The sequence below is a fragment of the Pseudomonas batumici genome, from assembly GCF_036585405.1.
In the GTDB taxonomy this organism is placed as follows: Bacteria; Pseudomonadota; Gammaproteobacteria; order Pseudomonadales; family Pseudomonadaceae; genus Aquipseudomonas; species Aquipseudomonas batumici.
Genome location: NZ_CP144470.1, coordinates 6,567,153 through 6,583,468, shown reverse-complemented (window position 1 = coordinate 6,583,468; position 16,316 = coordinate 6,567,153). Strand labels below are relative to the sequence as shown.

At 48.8% G+C, this 16,316-nt stretch carries 22 protein-coding genes and 2 pseudogenes; 5 read left to right on the top strand and 19 right to left on the bottom strand.

Features of this window, described 5'->3' with window-relative positions; all coding sequences use genetic code 11:
- Positions 1 to 71: 71 nt before the first annotated feature.
- The 4 genes from NUH87_RS30275 to NUH87_RS30260 all read right to left on the bottom strand — a co-directional run bounded on the left by NUH87_RS30275 (position 72) and on the right by NUH87_RS30260 (position 2,413).
- Positions 72 to 731: a DUF799 domain-containing protein gene (locus tag NUH87_RS30275; protein WP_338523945.1), complete on the bottom strand. Its 660-nt coding sequence runs from the start codon at positions 729 to 731 to the stop codon at positions 72 to 74.
- The gene (locus NUH87_RS30270; protein ID WP_338523944.1) at positions 728 to 1,099 is read right to left on the bottom strand and encodes a DUF4810 domain-containing protein; all 372 of its coding nucleotides are present in this window, start codon (positions 1,097 to 1,099) and stop codon (positions 728 to 730) included. Before NUH87_RS30270 ends, NUH87_RS30275 begins: the two co-directional genes overlap by 4 nt.
- Positions 1,100 to 1,135: 36 nt before the next feature.
- Positions 1,136 to 1,819: a CsgG/HfaB family protein gene (locus NUH87_RS30265; protein ID WP_338523943.1), complete on the bottom strand. Its 684-nt coding sequence runs from the start codon at positions 1,817 to 1,819 to the stop codon at positions 1,136 to 1,138.
- A 426-nt stretch (positions 1,820 to 2,245) separates the two neighbouring features.
- Positions 2,246 to 2,413, bottom strand: coding sequence for a metallothionein (locus NUH87_RS30260; protein WP_338523942.1), 168 nt, complete (start codon positions 2,411 to 2,413; stop codon positions 2,246 to 2,248).
- Positions 2,414 to 2,914: 501 nt separating this feature from the next.
- On the opposite strand from NUH87_RS30260, the gene NUH87_RS30255 reads away from it, so the two are divergent.
- The 3 genes from NUH87_RS30255 to NUH87_RS30245 all read left to right on the top strand — a co-directional run bounded on the left by NUH87_RS30255 (position 2,915) and on the right by NUH87_RS30245 (position 4,484).
- Positions 2,915 to 3,343, top strand: a complete 429-nt coding sequence (locus tag NUH87_RS30255) for an Sbal_3080 family lipoprotein (RefSeq protein ID WP_338523941.1) — start codon at positions 2,915 to 2,917, stop codon at positions 3,341 to 3,343.
- 8 nt (positions 3,344 to 3,351) lie between these two features.
- On the top strand, positions 3,352 to 3,774 hold the full coding sequence (locus NUH87_RS30250) for a DUF2846 domain-containing protein (protein ID WP_338523940.1): 423 nt from the start codon (positions 3,352 to 3,354) through the stop codon (positions 3,772 to 3,774).
- A gap of 128 nt (positions 3,775 to 3,902) precedes the next feature.
- The gene (locus NUH87_RS30245; RefSeq protein ID WP_338523939.1) at positions 3,903 to 4,484 is read left to right on the top strand and encodes a hypothetical protein; all 582 of its coding nucleotides are present in this window, start codon (positions 3,903 to 3,905) and stop codon (positions 4,482 to 4,484) included.
- 36 nt (positions 4,485 to 4,520) lie between these two features.
- Here the strand turns inward: NUH87_RS30245 and NUH87_RS30240 are convergent, their stop codons facing one another.
- From NUH87_RS30240 to NUH87_RS30180, 13 genes and pseudogenes are all read right to left on the bottom strand, one after another.
- Complete coding sequence (locus NUH87_RS30240; protein ID WP_338523938.1) at positions 4,521 to 4,850, bottom strand: hypothetical protein; 330 nt, start codon at positions 4,848 to 4,850, stop codon at positions 4,521 to 4,523.
- Positions 4,851 to 5,074: 224 nt separating this feature from the next.
- Positions 5,075 to 5,599: a hypothetical protein gene (locus NUH87_RS30235; protein ID WP_338523937.1), complete on the bottom strand. Its 525-nt coding sequence runs from the start codon at positions 5,597 to 5,599 to the stop codon at positions 5,075 to 5,077.
- A gap of 328 nt (positions 5,600 to 5,927) precedes the next feature.
- Positions 5,928 to 6,311 (bottom strand): Imm49 family immunity protein, encoded by a 384-nt coding sequence (locus NUH87_RS30230; RefSeq protein ID WP_338523936.1) that lies wholly within the window; start codon positions 6,309 to 6,311, stop codon positions 5,928 to 5,930.
- Complete coding sequence (locus tag NUH87_RS30225; RefSeq protein ID WP_338523935.1) at positions 6,254 to 6,712, bottom strand: hypothetical protein; 459 nt, start codon at positions 6,710 to 6,712, stop codon at positions 6,254 to 6,256. The genes NUH87_RS30230 and NUH87_RS30225 overlap by 58 nt, the downstream gene beginning before the upstream one ends.
- A gap of 106 nt (positions 6,713 to 6,818) precedes the next feature.
- Positions 6,819 to 7,319 (bottom strand): SMI1/KNR4 family protein, encoded by a 501-nt coding sequence (locus NUH87_RS30220; RefSeq protein WP_338523934.1) that lies wholly within the window; start codon positions 7,317 to 7,319, stop codon positions 6,819 to 6,821.
- Between the two features lie 519 nt (positions 7,320 to 7,838).
- On the bottom strand, positions 7,839 to 8,249 hold the full coding sequence (locus NUH87_RS30215) for a hypothetical protein (protein WP_338523933.1): 411 nt from the start codon (positions 8,247 to 8,249) through the stop codon (positions 7,839 to 7,841).
- A gap of 213 nt (positions 8,250 to 8,462) precedes the next feature.
- The gene (locus tag NUH87_RS30210; RefSeq protein WP_338523931.1) at positions 8,463 to 8,780 is read right to left on the bottom strand and encodes a hypothetical protein; all 318 of its coding nucleotides are present in this window, start codon (positions 8,778 to 8,780) and stop codon (positions 8,463 to 8,465) included.
- Positions 8,781 to 9,158: 378 nt separating this feature from the next.
- A complete protein-coding gene (locus tag NUH87_RS30205) occupies positions 9,159 to 9,452 on the bottom strand; it encodes a hypothetical protein (protein ID WP_338523930.1) in 294 nt (97 codons plus the stop codon).
- Positions 9,453 to 9,623: 171 nt separating this feature from the next.
- Positions 9,624 to 9,914: a hypothetical protein gene (locus NUH87_RS30200; protein ID WP_338523929.1), complete on the bottom strand. Its 291-nt coding sequence runs from the start codon at positions 9,912 to 9,914 to the stop codon at positions 9,624 to 9,626.
- Between the two features lie 275 nt (positions 9,915 to 10,189).
- Positions 10,190 to 10,807, bottom strand: coding sequence for a T6SS immunity protein Tdi1 domain-containing protein (locus tag NUH87_RS30195; RefSeq protein ID WP_338523928.1), 618 nt, complete (start codon positions 10,805 to 10,807; stop codon positions 10,190 to 10,192).
- 186 nt (positions 10,808 to 10,993) lie between these two features.
- The gene (locus tag NUH87_RS30190; protein ID WP_338523927.1) at positions 10,994 to 11,353 is read right to left on the bottom strand and encodes a hypothetical protein; all 360 of its coding nucleotides are present in this window, start codon (positions 11,351 to 11,353) and stop codon (positions 10,994 to 10,996) included.
- 248 nt (positions 11,354 to 11,601) lie between these two features.
- Positions 11,602 to 12,198 (bottom strand): annotated as a pseudogene (locus NUH87_RS30185) (IS4 family transposase); the annotation flags it as partial.
- Between the two features lie 229 nt (positions 12,199 to 12,427).
- Complete coding sequence (locus tag NUH87_RS30180) at positions 12,428 to 12,988, bottom strand: hypothetical protein (protein ID WP_338523926.1); 561 nt, start codon at positions 12,986 to 12,988, stop codon at positions 12,428 to 12,430.
- Positions 12,989 to 14,004: 1,016 nt separating this feature from the next.
- Here NUH87_RS30180 and NUH87_RS30175 point away from each other — a divergent pair.
- Together NUH87_RS30175 and NUH87_RS30170 are read left to right on the top strand one after the other, a co-directional pair.
- Positions 14,005 to 14,574 (top strand): DUF4291 domain-containing protein, encoded by a 570-nt coding sequence (locus tag NUH87_RS30175; protein ID WP_338523925.1) that lies wholly within the window; start codon positions 14,005 to 14,007, stop codon positions 14,572 to 14,574.
- A gap of 21 nt (positions 14,575 to 14,595) precedes the next feature.
- Positions 14,596 to 14,863 (top strand): annotated as a pseudogene (locus tag NUH87_RS30170) (hypothetical protein); the annotation flags it as partial.
- A gap of 2 nt (positions 14,864 to 14,865) precedes the next feature.
- On the opposite strand, the gene NUH87_RS30165 reads toward NUH87_RS30170, so the two are convergent.
- Positions 14,866 to 15,348, bottom strand: coding sequence for a hypothetical protein (locus NUH87_RS30165; protein WP_338523924.1), 483 nt, complete (start codon positions 15,346 to 15,348; stop codon positions 14,866 to 14,868).
- A 287-nt stretch (positions 15,349 to 15,635) separates the two neighbouring features.
- On the bottom strand, positions 15,636 to 15,842 hold the full coding sequence (locus NUH87_RS30160; protein WP_338523923.1) for a hypothetical protein: 207 nt from the start codon (positions 15,840 to 15,842) through the stop codon (positions 15,636 to 15,638).
- Between the last annotated feature and the right edge of the window lie 474 nt (positions 15,843 to 16,316).

The window sequence follows — 16,316 nt, the reverse complement described above, 5'->3', positions numbered from 1 at the left end:
TCAGCGTCTCTCTGTTTTGCCTTGCCCGGCCAGAGAGCTGAATCGCGGTTCGTCCCCTATTACCCTCGACCTCAGTCCGTCCCGTACTTTGGCGAGCGCGGACCATACAACAGGCCACCTGGATGCCCGGCGGACAACAGTCGCTGACTGGTGATACCGGCGATAGGATGGCTCACGTCTCTGGCGCTATTGACGATCTGCTTGACCGCCGCCGTGATCAGCGCACCGACCAGGCCGCCTGCGTTATTGTTGTTGCCCTCTTCGCTGGAGGCCGTGGCAGTGCCGGTCCAGAGCGTGGTGCCGCTCTTGAGGTCCACCAGCCTGGCACTGGCCGTCACGATGGTTGCACTGCTGATCACCATGTACTGCGTGCCGTATTGCCTCACCGTAATGTACAGGGCCGCATCCGCACCGAAGATCTCCTTCAGCTTGGCCGGCGACGTGTTGTGAATGTCGGTTGGCGTGCTCAGGCCGTTCTGCTGGAAAGTTTCATCCACCAGCGCCACCGGCATCACGTAGTAACCGGCTTCCGCCAACGGGAATGTCACCTGGGACAGCAGGCTGTAGGTGGCCTTGACGTCCGGCGACTCGTTCAGGGGCGGCAACACCAGGATCGTCCGTGGACGGGCCTCCTTGTACGCCGAATAGTCCACGGTCTTGGGGGCCGCGCAGCCACCCAGCAGACTCACCAGCAGCAGGGCCGCCAGGCCACTCAGAAAACGCGGATTCATTGTTTGATCCCCTTGTGGGCGTTGCTCAACAGAAAGTCCATGTAGGCGGTCGATTCGGGGAACAGCGATTTCTCGGTCTGGAACTGCTGCACCATCTGATCGTCCTTGCCAAGGCTGCCGTAGAGCATGCCCAGATGGGCGTGATAGCCCGGTGGCGCGGCACGGTTGGTGGCCTTGATCTTCTGCAGATCGGCTTCCAGGGCCTCGACTTGCGCTTCCTTGGACTCACCGTTGAAGTACTGGTAGACCTGTGGCTGATAGCCTTCCCACTGATAGAGCGTGTTGACCTGCGGAGCGCAGCCGGCCAACAAGGCACCAGCGGCCGCGACTGTCGCGACGTAACGTAACAAACCGAACACTTTACCCATGACGCGTGAAACTCCTTGTTCCTGCTCTAGAAAGACTTATGGGCGGCCTGGTTTCCAGGCGCCGCTGTCGATGGCCTGAACCATCTTGTTCACGGCCTCGCGCATGGCCAGGTCGAGGACCTTGCCGTTGAGGGTGGAGTCGTAGCTGGCGGTACCGCCGAAGCCGATGATTTCGCGGTTCGACAGCGCGTACTCACCGGCGCCCTGGCTGGAATACACCACTTCCGAGGTGACGATATTGACGATGTTCAGGGCGACCTTGGCGTAGGCCACCTGGGTCTTGCCGCGCCCGAGAATGCCGAACAACTGGTGATCGCCGGTTTCCTTGCGACCGAACTCGGTGACGTCGCCGGTGACCACAAAATCCGCGCCCTTGAGTTTCTGGGCCTGGGACTTGATGTTCGCTTCCTGCTGGATCTCCGCCATGTTGTCGCGGTCCAGCACGCTGAAGCGGTTGGTCTGCTGCAAATGGGTGATCAGGATGGTCTTGGCCTGGCCGCCGAGACGGTCGACGCCATCGGAAAAGATCCCGCGCATGTAGCTGGAACGGTTATCGAACTTGCCGACGGCAATGGGGGTGCGCAAACCGGTGTAAACCTGGTTGGCGGTTTCCACCTGCTGCACCGGCAAGGCTCGGGAGCTCTCGGTAGCGCAGCCGCCGAGGGACGCCAGCGTGATCGCCGCCATCGCGAAAATGACGGCCTGTGAGATTTTTTTCATGCAGCACACTCCTGGGAAAATCGGACCTGGGGAGACATTGGGAAATGCGTGGATGGGTATTTCAGGCGCACGGCAGCGCGGCGGCTTTGTCCATGGGCAAAGCCGGATCGGTGATCACCGGGATCAAGGGGTTATCGCCAGAGTGGCTAACAGCACTCCGGTTTTTTTAGCGGGGGGAATTTCGAAGAAACGAAGGCGCTCGGGTAACGACACGGCATGGCCGCGAGGGACCTCATCCCGAGGGTGGAAGCGAACATGTTCATTCCTTGAAACATTTGATATCAAATTAGTGGCCGCATCATAAGGTGACGATAATGAGGCGTCAAGAAATCGCAAGGCTGAATCCGGGCCAAGGGCAAGCGTCGCACAGCCAGTCGGGACTGTGCTTACTCCAGTCTGACAATATCGACCGAGATCTCCACACCTCTATTTGGGTTTGTCCGCGCAGTGGCAGTTGGCGGAAGCCGTACAAGGCTCACCATTCGGGTGGTGATCAGCGCAGGCCTGGCAGCAGTAATGCTTGCCATGACGTACGGCTGCGTGCTCACCAATCTTGCAGTTGCAGAGCGGGCAGGCACAAGTTTGCTCATTCATGATCGGACTCCGATTGTCGGGTGATCGCCCAGCGTTTTCGTACAACGCGCATGAACAGTTGACTGAAACGCTTCATGATCGGCCTGTGCCCTCGCCCTCGCAATGACCTCTCGTTATGTCCCCGAGCTCATGTGAGTGAGCGCTGTGATCAGAGCGTCCAGACAAGACAACTCTCTTTCCATTGAGTGAAATTTCCTAGCGGTGCCATCCGGCTATCAGGGTGCGCACAAGAATGGAAGTTCGTCACCCACGCTGCAAAACGAAAGGTGGCGAGCCGTACACAGGTTTGCAGACCGGGAAAAGGAACCGGCAGGCCGAAGTCTCCTACCCACAGCTCGCCATAACACGAGCGTAAAAATTCCGCATACAGTGCCATTCAAATCTGCCCCCTTATTTCTTTTTTCCTTAGAAAAAACCGACTCAGTCAAGTTGACTATAGAATGGCGTCAATTTAACATGTGGCCATTATTTTGATATCGCTTTTAATTTCAGGGATTGAACATGCCGTTCAGATTACTCACTATCAGCTTTTTGCTGGCGTTAACCGGCTGCACCACCGTTAAGGTTGAACCGATAGATCGCAAATACCACATCTCAACTCTCTGTATTGAAGAGAACCCGGCGGTGGTCGCTGGCGACTTCGTTGACGGTCTGCAAACCCTTCTGCGTCAGCACAACATCAAGAGTCAGCTCTACGTCAGACCTGTTCCGAGTAACTGTGAATATCGAATGAGCTACACCGCCATTCGTTCGTGGGATTTTTCCGCGTTCTTGTCCGACGCCCAGGTATGGCTCTACAAGGGTGACCAACAGATCGGTTTCGCTCAGTACCATCTGGTGGGCGAAGGTGGATTCGATCCCTCCAAGGTGGGAACCGTTGAGGAAAAGATGGCCCCTGTCATCAACCAACTATTGGGGCAAACTAAGTGAGTGCTGCAATGAAAAGTATTCTGATCATGATGTTGGTGTTGCTCGTTACCGGTTGCGCGGGCCGCTCAACCTCCAGCCAACCTTACTTCGAACCGCCACCACCACCTCAGGGCAAGGCGTTGGTTTATATGATGCGGACCCAAGTGATTCAAGGCAGTTTTTGGGAAAGTGTATTCAGTATCAATGACAGTGCGCTGGTGGGGCTTAACAGCGAGACCTATTCTTGGGTCTATGTGAGTCCCGGCCTACACAAGGTGTCAGCCGGGCAGAGACCTCATCCCAAAAACGTATTCCTGTACCTACCGGTTGAGCAAGGTAAAGAGTACTTTGTTGAATACACACAGCAAAACATGGCTGAGATGATCCGTGTGCGGGACGCCAAAGAAGGGAAGAACATGGTGATGGGCTACTCTTACGTACCGGTCAAGTAGTGTAAGTCGAGGGAAAACGGGGGGTTATTGATTAAAGACTGACCTGGTCGTCGAAAACAAATCAATCCCTTCTATGTTTGTAAAATATCGCTCTTAAATTAACGTAAACTCCTCAAGGACGAATTCACATGCGTGTACTGGCTTTACTGTTGGCAATTTCATTTTTGTCGGGCTGCGCCTCGAAGTCGGATTACTACATCTCCCCCACGCCGGTTCAGATCCCGGCGACCGCGACCTACTGGATCGATAACTTCGAAGTTGAACTGGTCGGCAAGAATGAGCGGTTTATGCCGCAAGACGCGTTGCGCGAGCAGTTCAGCGTGGAGCTGATCAATCAATTGTCGAGCGCTAATCGCTATGCTGCGAGCAAGGAAAGTGCCGATTACCTGTTGGATGTGAACACCGTCTACAAGCGTCGCATCGGCAACTCCAATGGCGGATTGGTGTCGGTCATTGTCGACGACAATACGATCCTCGCCAGTGTTGATTTCAGTTATCAGGTCAAGGTCAAAAAGGCTGGTGCTGAAGTCTTGCATTTCTCCCATACTCGCGAGGGGCTGCAGCCTGCCGGTGCATTTGGTCAGCTTCGCAATATGAAGACGATGGTGGCGGCGCTGACTCACAAGGATAATTCTGACGTGGAGCCTTTCTATATCCATGCATTGCCGACATATATCGTGTCCGACATCAGAGATATTCCTTCGCGCTAGTCTGCTGTTTTCGAAATGACTTTCCTGTGATTTTAGCTACACCTCCCCTGTCATCCAGCGCTCGGGGGAACGCCAATTAACGCTCAGGATATTATTCTCAGCCCAGAAGAGCAGGCCGTTCTGGTTCAGCAAATCGGGCGTAGTCAGACGCAAGTTGTTGGTGCTGCCCAAGGTCCCATAGTTGTTGATTGATCCGGCACTCACGCTCATACCGGCAACTGAAGTGATTCGACCGTAGTTGTTCAGCGCACCGACGACGCAAGTCGCCAGCACGCCGCTGATGCTCGACAACAGGCCGCCCGCCTTCACCCAGTGCGCCAACGGACACGCTGACTGTTCGCGGGTGGTGGTGGGCGAAGCATCCAACAGCGTGATCGCACCGGGGGGGCACGACCGCTGGTCCTAGACCAAAAAGGAGACAGATTTATTTTCAGACATCGCCGTCATGGCGCCCTTCCAAAGTCGCTCTATACGCAAACCAACCACCCTCGACCTTACCAACAAAATGAGCGTTACCTGTCAGCGGCCCTAAAAAATAAATCTGTCCCCTTTTCTCCATTTCTGTGACCCCTTTGGCTCGGAGGTTACAACTACAGCTGCCAGAATGTCAGACAAACCCCATATTCATCGAGAAGATCATCAGCAATCTCAAACTGAAACACCTTCTCTGGAAAGCGGTCTGATAACGCGCGCCTCCAATATCTAGTGATCTGCTCGGCAAATAAATGACAAAGACGATAATCTTCTTCCGACAGGCCAACCTTAAATACGGGTCGGTTCGGCGCATCTTCCCACTTTGAAAAGAACTGATTTATTGAAAAAATATTTCTGTATCGTTCAACGTCTCTACGCGATGCACTTTTTTCCAACACACCAGCTTCAGTCTCGACCAGTCCCTTCAAATGATTTTTTTGCGGTTCGTATTGCTGAGCGTTACGCAGCCAGAAAACGTGGCCATCAAACTCAATAAAATCAGGAGAAAGCAAACCTAGAACAGAAATTGCTTGCTCCAATGAAACCAAGTGCCCTACATATGAAAAAAACTCTCCGTAACCAATATCCGAAACAAACAGATTCAACGACTCTTTAGAAATACTACCCTGATAAATTTTCATCAATTCAACCCTAAACTATCAAGAACCGACTGAGGAACATTTCCCTCAAAGGCTTTTGTGCCATTTCCCTTCTTGGGGAAATATATCCCATTCGGTGCCTGGTTCCACTAAACCACCTAATACGAGGCTAGACACATCATATAGTGCACGCCCCTTAGGACCATAGACAACAACAAGATCCAAAAGGGGACAGATTTATTTTCACTCGACCTTACCAACAAAACGAGCGTTACCTGTCAGCGCCCCTAAAAATAAATCCGTCCCCTCTTCACGCTTTTCGCGGCCTCCTTTTCACGAATTAAAATGCCGCTCCCATTTCGTTATTATTTCAAAAATCATAATAAGGTTCATAACAGTTCAACGCCTTAACCGGAAGCCACTCTACTGGCACATAAGGCGTATCTACAACAATCTCATGACCGTGACGCCAAGCTATCTTTGCATATATAACGGCATAGCTTGAAATCAATCCTTCCGTGTACCCACTTTCACTACTTGAACGACCTACCATCCGCTTAGGGGACACAACATCCAAAATAGCCTTCTGCATTTTCTCCTTATCCGCCGTAGCAAGTGCCAAATAGAACTCAAAATCCGGCACATAGGATTTTAGATTAGCGGGCGGACTTTCAAGAACACTTTCACAACGCTCAGCTAAACGTACCCACTCACCTCGAATCGCCAATAACGCCTGATAGGCAAAATAGTCCAACGTATTTCCGGCTTCAATTTTTTTACATTAAAACTGGCCTCATTTTTAGTCGAAAACCAATCTATGATCTCTGAGTTATCAGATAACAGAGGTTTCAAAAGCTGCAATTTTTTTGCCAAAGGATTTATCGTATCGATCTCCAGGCCGTAGGAAAACCTATTAAGCTCGGCGGACACGTAATACCAATTTTTCATTAACTCCAAGTCATGCCCCTCAAACCATGCAAGCATTGCACTTGCTAATGCATGAGAAGACAATCCAGTCGCACAAGCTCTAGGATCGCCAATGCGGGTAGAAATGAAATCAACCATACGATCAATATCGAAGCCGCCTTCAACATGAGACTTGATATGCTCCAGCCGATTTTCGGCACGCACCTGATATTTAAAGTCAATAGACATCACATTCTCACTTCAGCCGAGCAATTAATAGACTCCCAGAATTTCGATCGACACCAGCAACGCCCTTAATCAGTAAAAAACAAATCTGTCCCCTTTTCGTCACCCCCTAAATTACCAAAAGCTCTCCTTGAGCTAAAACTCCCACTTCGCTCTCACTTTCGGAAACAAGCATTTTTATAAACCCCACTAAATCCCACTCAGTCTTAGTTACAACCCCTGCATTAGAGTCAAACAGATAAACAACATCCCCTTCATCGCTTGATGTCTGAAGAAAGTAATACTGAGTTTCGGATATCAGAGAAAAAACAAATGGATTCTTTAGAAACTCATAAAACCCCTCATCTTGCATTTGGTTGAAAAATCCCACCTGAAACAGCAAATGTTGTCGAACTCTCCAAGACGGGCGATATAACTGAACCAATGAATCCCCAATCATTCCGCCAGAGCTCCTGCCCATCTCAGACAGAAAACCTTTCAATTGGCCTCCAATCTTAATATTATAAAGCCTTTCAATACCTTCCAACTCGCTCTGCACATATCCCATACATTGAAAGCTCCGGCACAGTTGGTCCCCCTCAAAAACACGATCAAGAAAAAAATCACTCATGGATTACCCCTACATTACCTTCAAAAAAAAAACCAACACCAAATAGAGGATTATTCCCTGCAAACCCTTACTAGCTATCGTACAACCTACGTGCAAAAAGTGGAGATATTCACTTTCAGACACCTCCGGCAAACCCGTCCTCCCAAGTCGCTCTATCCGTAAACCAATAGCGCCCTCAACCTTACTAACAAAATTAGCGTTACCTTTCAGCGGCCCTAAAAATAAATCCGTCCCCTTTCCTCTCTGAGTCATTGTAATCACGCGCAGTTTGGTTCATACCGGCATTCTCATCAACCCACTTAACCTTTGATGCGGCCAGATTTCCCTCTGCGAGCGACTCTGCGGTATTTGCCCCTGCAAAGCTCGCATCGTTAGCCGCTGGTGCACCGTCACCTACTACGTTTGTTTCACCAGACAGTAAGTCGGCTGCAGGCCCTTTTGCACCTTCTTAATTTTCGCTTTCAGCTCAGACACTCAGCAGCCAAGGAAGTGCCACTCAAATCCTTCACCTTTTAGACATTATTGAATACCACTATATGGATCAACAATAGAATCTCCGAACTCAGCTATTACGCCCCTAATTTCCTCAGCAACTTCCAACGGCAAGCCTTCAACATCCTGAGTCGATAGAAAATTAAAAAAACCTACAAGACCGAGCCTTACAGTGATAGCGACAGCCCCCTCAACAAATTCTAAATCACTACCATCCCAATAAGATACTAAAACACCCTCCAACTCTTTTTTCAAAGAATCACACAAGATCGTATACGTATGCCACTGACGCTCACTAAGCTCAAACAGAATATTTACAACGTCGGCTTTATTACACTTAGCATCCGCGCTACCTTCAACAACTTCTAAAAACTCAACATACAACTCACCCCCTGACATAGAGTCTGGCAAAGAGCAGTAATACGAAAAATTTTTCATTTTTAAAAATTCACAGGAATATGGGGCAAATTCGAAGGCTTTCTATATGTGAAAAGGGGACTGTGAAAAGTGGACAGATTTATTTTCAGACATAGCCAGCGAGGTTCCTTTCCAAAGTCACTCTATACGCAAACCAACCACCCTCAACCCTACTAACAAAACAAGCGTTACTTGCCAACGGCCCTAAAAATAAATCCCCCGCTTTTTGCTCAATTACAATCTATATTTAAGTATCACACTTTTTACTTCAGTGAGCCTATCCGGATATTTTTCAGAAAAAGATAACAGCGATTCCTTTATAGCGTCTCGAACCACATCAACACTGTAATGTCTTTGCTCTGGCTCTATCCCACTCATTTCAGGATCAGCCCAAAAAAAATAGTACTCATCGCCATCACCTGTTGTTACGTGTTCAATTTCCCAACCTGGGTCACCGTCAACACCACCATGCGGCACAAGAATTTTTCTTAAGAGCTCATCAACATGTAAACTTGAAAAATTTCCGATAGCGAACCACAAGACCCAGAACATCAAATCTCGGGAATCCCCCGGAAGCTCCCCCCACCTCATTTCAAGACTCCAACCGGGAATGCCGTTGGAATATAAACATCTCCATCTTTAATTCTCACCGGAACCTGCCCCCCCACAACGACCGCCTGCAACGTATCTCCAGTCAGCTGGTACTGAAGCAACGCTTTATGTGCTGCTTCACTATCCACACCTAGCAAAAAGCGGAAAGATTTATTTTCATTAGAAAAAACGGAACAATGTGACGAGGATAGTTTAGCAAAACAACACGCCCCACTCTTGACATCCCACCTTCTGTGGAGATATCAGCATAGCAAATGGAGGAAAAATAATCTGCCCCCTTTTCCATCCCTAGCCGGTTAATGATGCCCCCTTTTGCACCTATGGAACGGATGTATTTGGAAACACTCTATTCCATAAAATCTCTACTATGTATGCCTTAGCATCATCCTCATCATCTACCGGATAGACAACGTAGCTCTCGTTATCTAGAAGTTCCACCCAGGAAACAGATCGATCCTTGAAAAGCTGGTACAACTCACGTTCTATCTCACCCCGCTGAAATTCATCGTTTAAAACACGATCCAAGACAGCAAACGCATCACCTTCGTCCAAACCAACATCGACTGAAAATATGGACACAAGTAGATTTTTTATCGACAAATAATTTTGCATAACATCACCTCGATGGAAATATGGTAATTACCCCCAAAATTTATGAGACTTAATTTAGCTCGCAAGTTACCTGCACGTTTCTCAATTCGCCCACCAACTTTGGAGCACCTTGCAACAACTGGTTCAACTAAGCCAAAAGGGAACACCCACTTTCTGCTTTTTTGCCACGAACTACAAAGAGATCAGAGAAACTGGAAGCTTAACATTCTCACCACAAGCGTACGCCCAAGAAATAGCACACAATTTTTTGGAAATTTTTTGGTCCAGTTTCATAAGTAACATTACGAACTCTTCTAATTCATCACTATACTCAACGCCTTCAATACCGGGACCACCACGCAACTTCCCGACCAGCTCGCGCTCGACACCATCAACTAAAAACAAAAAAACAATCTCACAAGAATCACCGAAATAACAAATCGACTTAATAACAACACCACTTCTTATAAACGGCATGATCATTCCACACCTCCTTAAACTGATCAACCAGCATCTTATATTGGGTCCAACCAAAAAGCGGACAAATTTGTTTCATACATAGCCGGCGGACCGTCTTTCCATAGTCACTCTATCCGGAACCAACTACCCTCGACCTTATCAACAAAACGAGCGTTATCTGTCAGCGGCCCCAAAAAAAATAAATCTGCCCTCCTTTTCAGTCCTTCCGGTTCGATATCTTCTGCCTTTAACTAAAATAACAACCCATTAATTAAGCACCATTAAAACCCTTCGCCCCATCACTTCTCAATAGACACAATATCCACTACTGTACCAGAAGGCAAACCACGCACCGTTTTTAACAACTGCCCAGACATACTCCAGTACACCTCAGAATCTATACACTTAAGATTCTCCAAAGAATCAGCCCCTCCCAAAAACAAAGGGACTGAATAACCAATAGACTGTTTCCTACTGGGTGCCAAATTTCCTGAGGCCAGCCACTGCTTGAAGAAATCAACTGCCAAAGCCTCATTAGCGTAATTTACCAACTCCTCCTCATGAAACTGAATAAACCCTACTGGAATTTCCAGGACCTCCCCCGTTCCTGGCTCAAGCATAAGAATCAATGGTTCGCCATTTTTAATACGGTTACCATCCAAGGCAAACTGCCTACCTAACCAATCGTAAGCAAAACAAAAAATTCGCCCCGCATAATCAGGAAACGCTTCACTTACCAAATGATTCCAAAGCTTTATTTCACTGGCAGAATGGAGACGATAAAGCCCACCATTGAAGGAACCACCTAAAACACCATCAAAGCGCTGCTCAAGACACTTAAAACTGAAGTTTGACGGCATAAAGAAACCACCATCATTCCCATCCAAACTATAAAGCTTCATAAACCTATCGAACATATAGCTTCCCTAACAATTTTTTGCAAAAAGACGACTGATTTATTTTCAGACATGGCCAGTGGGGCATCAGCCACTTTATACGCAAACCAACCGCCCTCGACTTTACCAACACAACGAACATTACCTGTCAGCGGCCCTAAAAATAAATCTGTCCCCTTTTTGATCGATCATCCCTACTCCCCAATATCAACTTAAAACCCAGCAAACCTTGCCTATCACACTATTAACTTTAAAAACGATCCCCTCTGAAATATCCACCTTACTTTTACTGTGTAACGACCAATTATTCGACCTAACGACCAACTCAAAATCAGTTACCCGACCATCTCTCAAATCATATTCAAGATCAGGAACCCCTAACAACGCATAAGTCAAACCCTGCCCTTCAGCAATGAAGCATGGAAACTCTTCAAAACGGCCACTTTTGTCCTCAAAAAACTCAATCAAAAGTACCCGTCCCAAAACAGAAGCCGTTTCGAATAAATTTCCACACGGTCTCACGCCGATATCTGCAAAATATCTTTCAGAATCGCCCTCCCCCCTCATAGACCGTTACTCCTTAATAAAATACTGTGAAAAGGAGCAGATTTATTTTCAGGCATAGCCGGCGGTGCGCCTTTCCAAAGTCACTCTATACGCAAGCCAACCACCTTCGACCTTACTAACAAAACAAGCGCCACCTGTAAGCCGTCCTAAAAATAAATCTATCCCCTTTTCGTTCCACTTCATTTTCTGCTTTCAACTCAAATACTTAGCCATTAAGGAAGTGCTATTCAAATCCGTCCCCTTTTCCACTCATCGCCTCCCTTGCCTCGAAAACGTCCCAAAGAGACATCCAGAACGGCCCCGCTGGCGAGACAAACGATACCGACCACTCGGCAGATAGGAAAACCAAGCCCCACTTTCTGACCGCGGGATTGGGGGTAGGCACTTTGGTTGGCCGCGGTATCGGGCATGGTCACCGTCGTACCGTCCACCAAGCGCACGGGCCGTCCCATCCAGCGCCAAGACGCTGCGGCCTGATCGCTGATTGCAGAACCGGTATGTCGAACTAACGTGGAAACCATCTCGACAGGCAAACGCTTCCTGGCTTTGCAGTAAGCCCCTGTACGAGTGCTGTTGGGTTTCAAGCCGCCACAGGCCCGCTTGATGGACAAGTCGTTGACGGCATTCTGGCAGGAGCGGTCGGCACTCATTGCTTGAGCCAGGAACATGGACAGTGTTTCAGTCGGCGGGAACAACCGTTCCCGATGTTCTGGCAGTACCGATTCGACCCTCTGCAGGAGTTCTGGGGCCGTGAGCAGATTGAAAAAGGCATAGGCATCACAACTCGTCGTCTGTCGGTGAATACGTTGCCGTTGCTGTCGGAGGATTTGACGTCTACGATTCATGGAGGGCTGCGTCCTTGGCTTGTCGGTGTGTGTTCGCAACTATCACCGTAGACCAAGACCAGCCCTTCTTCATTTTTTTGCTTTCAGCTCAGGTACTTAGGTGTTAAGGAAGTGCCATTCGACTCAAGCAGATTTTTTATCGACAAATAATTTTGCACAACGTCACCTAGCCGGAAAGATGGTAATTGTTTCCAAATTTTTTTAGTCTGATTGAGCTCGTAAATCGGACTCAAACGCCCGATACGTTCGCGACGGGAATACGCTCCTGTGACTGGGTGACATCGTAGACATGCTGTTCACAGCGGTCATCCACAAACTGAAACTCCACCAGATAGACCTTGCTTCGTTCCGGTGTGAAAGTGCTTCTGACCGGGCCACATCGGTAGCGACTGCTAATGCTCTCGCCGCTGGCGTAACCCAATACCTCAAACGGTTGATCGGCGTCGGCCTGTACTTCCAACTGCGGGAAGTGCTTCAACGTTGCGCTGTGGACCGTTTCGTTGAGCGTGGCAATCCAGCCGAACACCTTGCCCCGGCCGGTATCCACCACGGTTCCCTGCACATCCATTCGCCGATCAGGATCCGTTGCCCGCCTGATCGAAAACTCTACTGGGAAGGTGGCTCCCGACGCTTTCATGATGACCTTGGCGTGTTGCGCATCGACGGTCACTTTGTTCTGGCTCAGTTGGATACCGTCGTTGAGCAAACTGGGGGAGGAATCTCTGACGTTGGATTTACATCCTGACAATGTCAGAATCAGGCTCAACATTAACAGTGACGCTTTTTTCATGAACACTCCACCTACATCATTAAAAATCACTTGCCTCCCGACTGCGGTGTTTCAGGAGCAGACCACGCTACTCGTTCCTGTTGCACCTAATCAGCAGCTGTGAGAAGAAGGGACGCCAAAGGGGAGAATTTATTTTCAGATGCAGCCCACAGGACTACCACCTTACTCACATAAAAAATTCCGCCCCTTTAAGGTCATTTATACCAATTAACAGGCCACTCATTAAAGTGAATAACCTCCACTCCATCTGCAATCAACGTGTACAAAGGCTCATCTGGGAAATCGTTCATCCTAATCTCCAATACACGCCCCTCAAAAACCGCCTTATATAAAACACTAAGACTATTTGACTCTGCCTTCCCCCAGGAAATTACGTTCTCCCTATAACCTGGGACATCCTCCCAATTATCTTCCCGCTGGAAACCCATCACTTCCCACCTCTGACTGTCGGCGTAACGCCGAGTTTCCTATTTACATCACTATTTGACCGCTGTGACGCTTCGATTATTTCTCGCCAGCCTATATCACTAGCACCTTGATCAGAGTACTTCATAAGCGTCTGCCCCCAAGTCAAATTCGGCCTATTGACATTCAATTTTTCTGCCTCCACTCGATCAGCCATTATATTACGAGCCGCTGTCCGAAAGGTATTGCGCAGATCCGATGCCTGATACAAAAAGGGGACAGATTTATTTTCAGACATAGGCAGCGGGGCGCCGCTCCAAAGTCACTCTATACGCAAACCAACCACCCTAGACCTTACCAACAAAACGAGCGTTACCTGTGAGCGGCCCTAAAAAATAAATCTGTCCCCTTTCGCTGTTTGTTTATGGCAAACTGATAATGCTGACGATTGGCGCCCTACGGATGCATGAGCAAGGCTTCAGATTCTACCTGGCCGAAAACGGCGCTTGGTCGACCGAGCATATGCCAATGTCGTTTATCCACCCGGTTTGATCTCTTCTATCCTCCAGACGCGATTGCGCGCCATCCTACAAAACAGACAGGAGTCTCATTTGCCCACACCTCCCCTTCGCCAGATTCGCGCGCAATACGATGACAAGACCATTCGTGTCTACCAGGCCTATTCGGACTCCATAGCCAATGCGGCCCTCGCCCACGGAACCTTTGTCTCACCTCCGTTCAAGATGGAGCGGATGACCTGGATAAAACCCTCCTTCCTCTGGATGATGTATCGATCCGGCTGGGGCCTCAAAGACGCCGGACAGTCACGTATCCTGGCAATCGATATCTCCCGCGAAGGTTTCGAATGGGCCTTGGTCCATAGCTGCCCGAGCCACCCTGAAGAGTCGATGAGCAAGGAACAATGGCAGACCTTGAAGGAAAGCGCGCCTGTACGCATCCAGTGGGACCCGGAGCGAGACCTGTACCTTCAGCCGCAAACACATCGGGCCATTCAGATAGGCCTGGGCAAGGAGGCCGTCGGGCTGTATGTCAATGAGTGGATACAGCACATAACCGACGTAACGCCACTGGCTCGCCATATTCATGATCTGGTAAGCAGTAACAGGCTTGAAGAAGCGCACTCCGCGCTCCCTGACGAAATCGAGTACAGCCACGCTTGAGATGCACGGTAGGCAGACCGGAGCGCAACGTTTAAACGCTTCCCACAGCTGGAAATACAGGCCGATGCCAATCAGCCGCTCCAGATATCGGGGTATTCGAATGGTGGCGGTGTCGGCAATATCTATAGCTGCGGCCCACTCAACACTACCTTCACACCGGAGGGAAGCAAGGCCTACCTGGTGGAGTTCCAGTTCAATAGGTGAGCACTGCGAGCTGCACGTCTACGATGTTACCCAGGTCAAGGAGCGAGCTCCCGACACAAACATGCCCTCAGCAAAAAGTGGCTGAAATCATTCAACTGACTGTAATGAGACGGCCATCTCCAAAACAATATCAAGATGGGTCTCTTCACCATCCACCGCGCCTGGCTTTAACTCATCAAGCGCATAAACAATTTCCACCCTAGAACCAACGACAAAAAGCCTGCGATCTTCTTTCCTCGTATGACTATAAATACTCTCCTCGCGTATAGAGCCATCCCCCAACAACAAACTAAAACTATTTTCTTCCGAGGAGGAATCCTGTCCTGCAATATAGGTTCTCTGTATTACTCCAGAGAGAAACAGCAAAGGCATTTTACCTTCCTCAATACTATTCCACCACTCCTGCGAGCCAAAAAGCCCATAAGCCCCTTTAAGCCCCATATAGGGCTTTGATTTATCCAGCGTTAGTGCCTGCGCCAAGACAATTTGCCCAGGGTTTTCCTTTAACTCTTCCGATAGCAGGTACACAAACTTCATAGGTGTATCGGACTTATTTAAATTCAACAGCACAAAAACCTCCCATCAAAGAACCCTTTCAAATTTAACTATAAATCCAAAAGGGGACAGATTTATTTTCACTCGACCTTACCAACAGAATGAGCGTTACCTGTCAGCGGCCCTAAAAATAAATCCGTCCCCTTTTCGCACTGCTATTTGTATTAGCGCCAGGATTGAACACGAAGTCACCACTTCCCCATTCAGCTCCAAAACATGAATCCTACCATTACCCCCCTTGATGACCAAACGTCCATCATCTTGAACAGGAATATCTGACGCGCCCTCCTTTCGAGCTCAACCTACATATCCACACCCAATTTATCAGCCACCGCCCTTAATCGCATAGAGATATCAATAATATCTTCTTTGCTTAAGCCACAGTATGTCGCCAGAGAACTTTCTGGAATGTTTTGAATCAGAGCCAGCCCGCACGAAACAAAGTACCTCAATTCCTTTGGCGTGACTTTCAAATCAATGAATCCAAAATCTTTAACGTTCTCACTCATTTTTTGGGGACCTGAGATTTAATATAGTTATCCTAACCAACACCTCCCTGATCGGGCCTGAAAGTAGTAGCCGCGCCTCTCTGCCTAGACCCAAAAGGGGACAAAATTATCTTCAGACACAGTCGGCGGGGTGCCGTTCCAAAGTCACGCTATACGCAAACCAATCACCCTCGACCTTACCAACAAAATTAGCGTTGCCTGTCAGCGGCCCTAAAAAATAAATCTGTCCCCTTTTCGCTCTGTCCTCCTTCCTCCTTTAAGGAAGTGCCATTCATCTCAGACCTAACTCAACCAACTCACCTCAAAATCCTCCAACTGAGCCTGAAGCTCCTGTTCATGTTCAAACCAATAGTCAAACCCATGCTGACCGACTTTACTCAAATAAATGTAGTACCCACCAGTTTCTCCTTCTCGATCATCATCAATAGATATAGACCAGCCCAGAAACTCACCAGAGGAAACTATCCCGCTTTT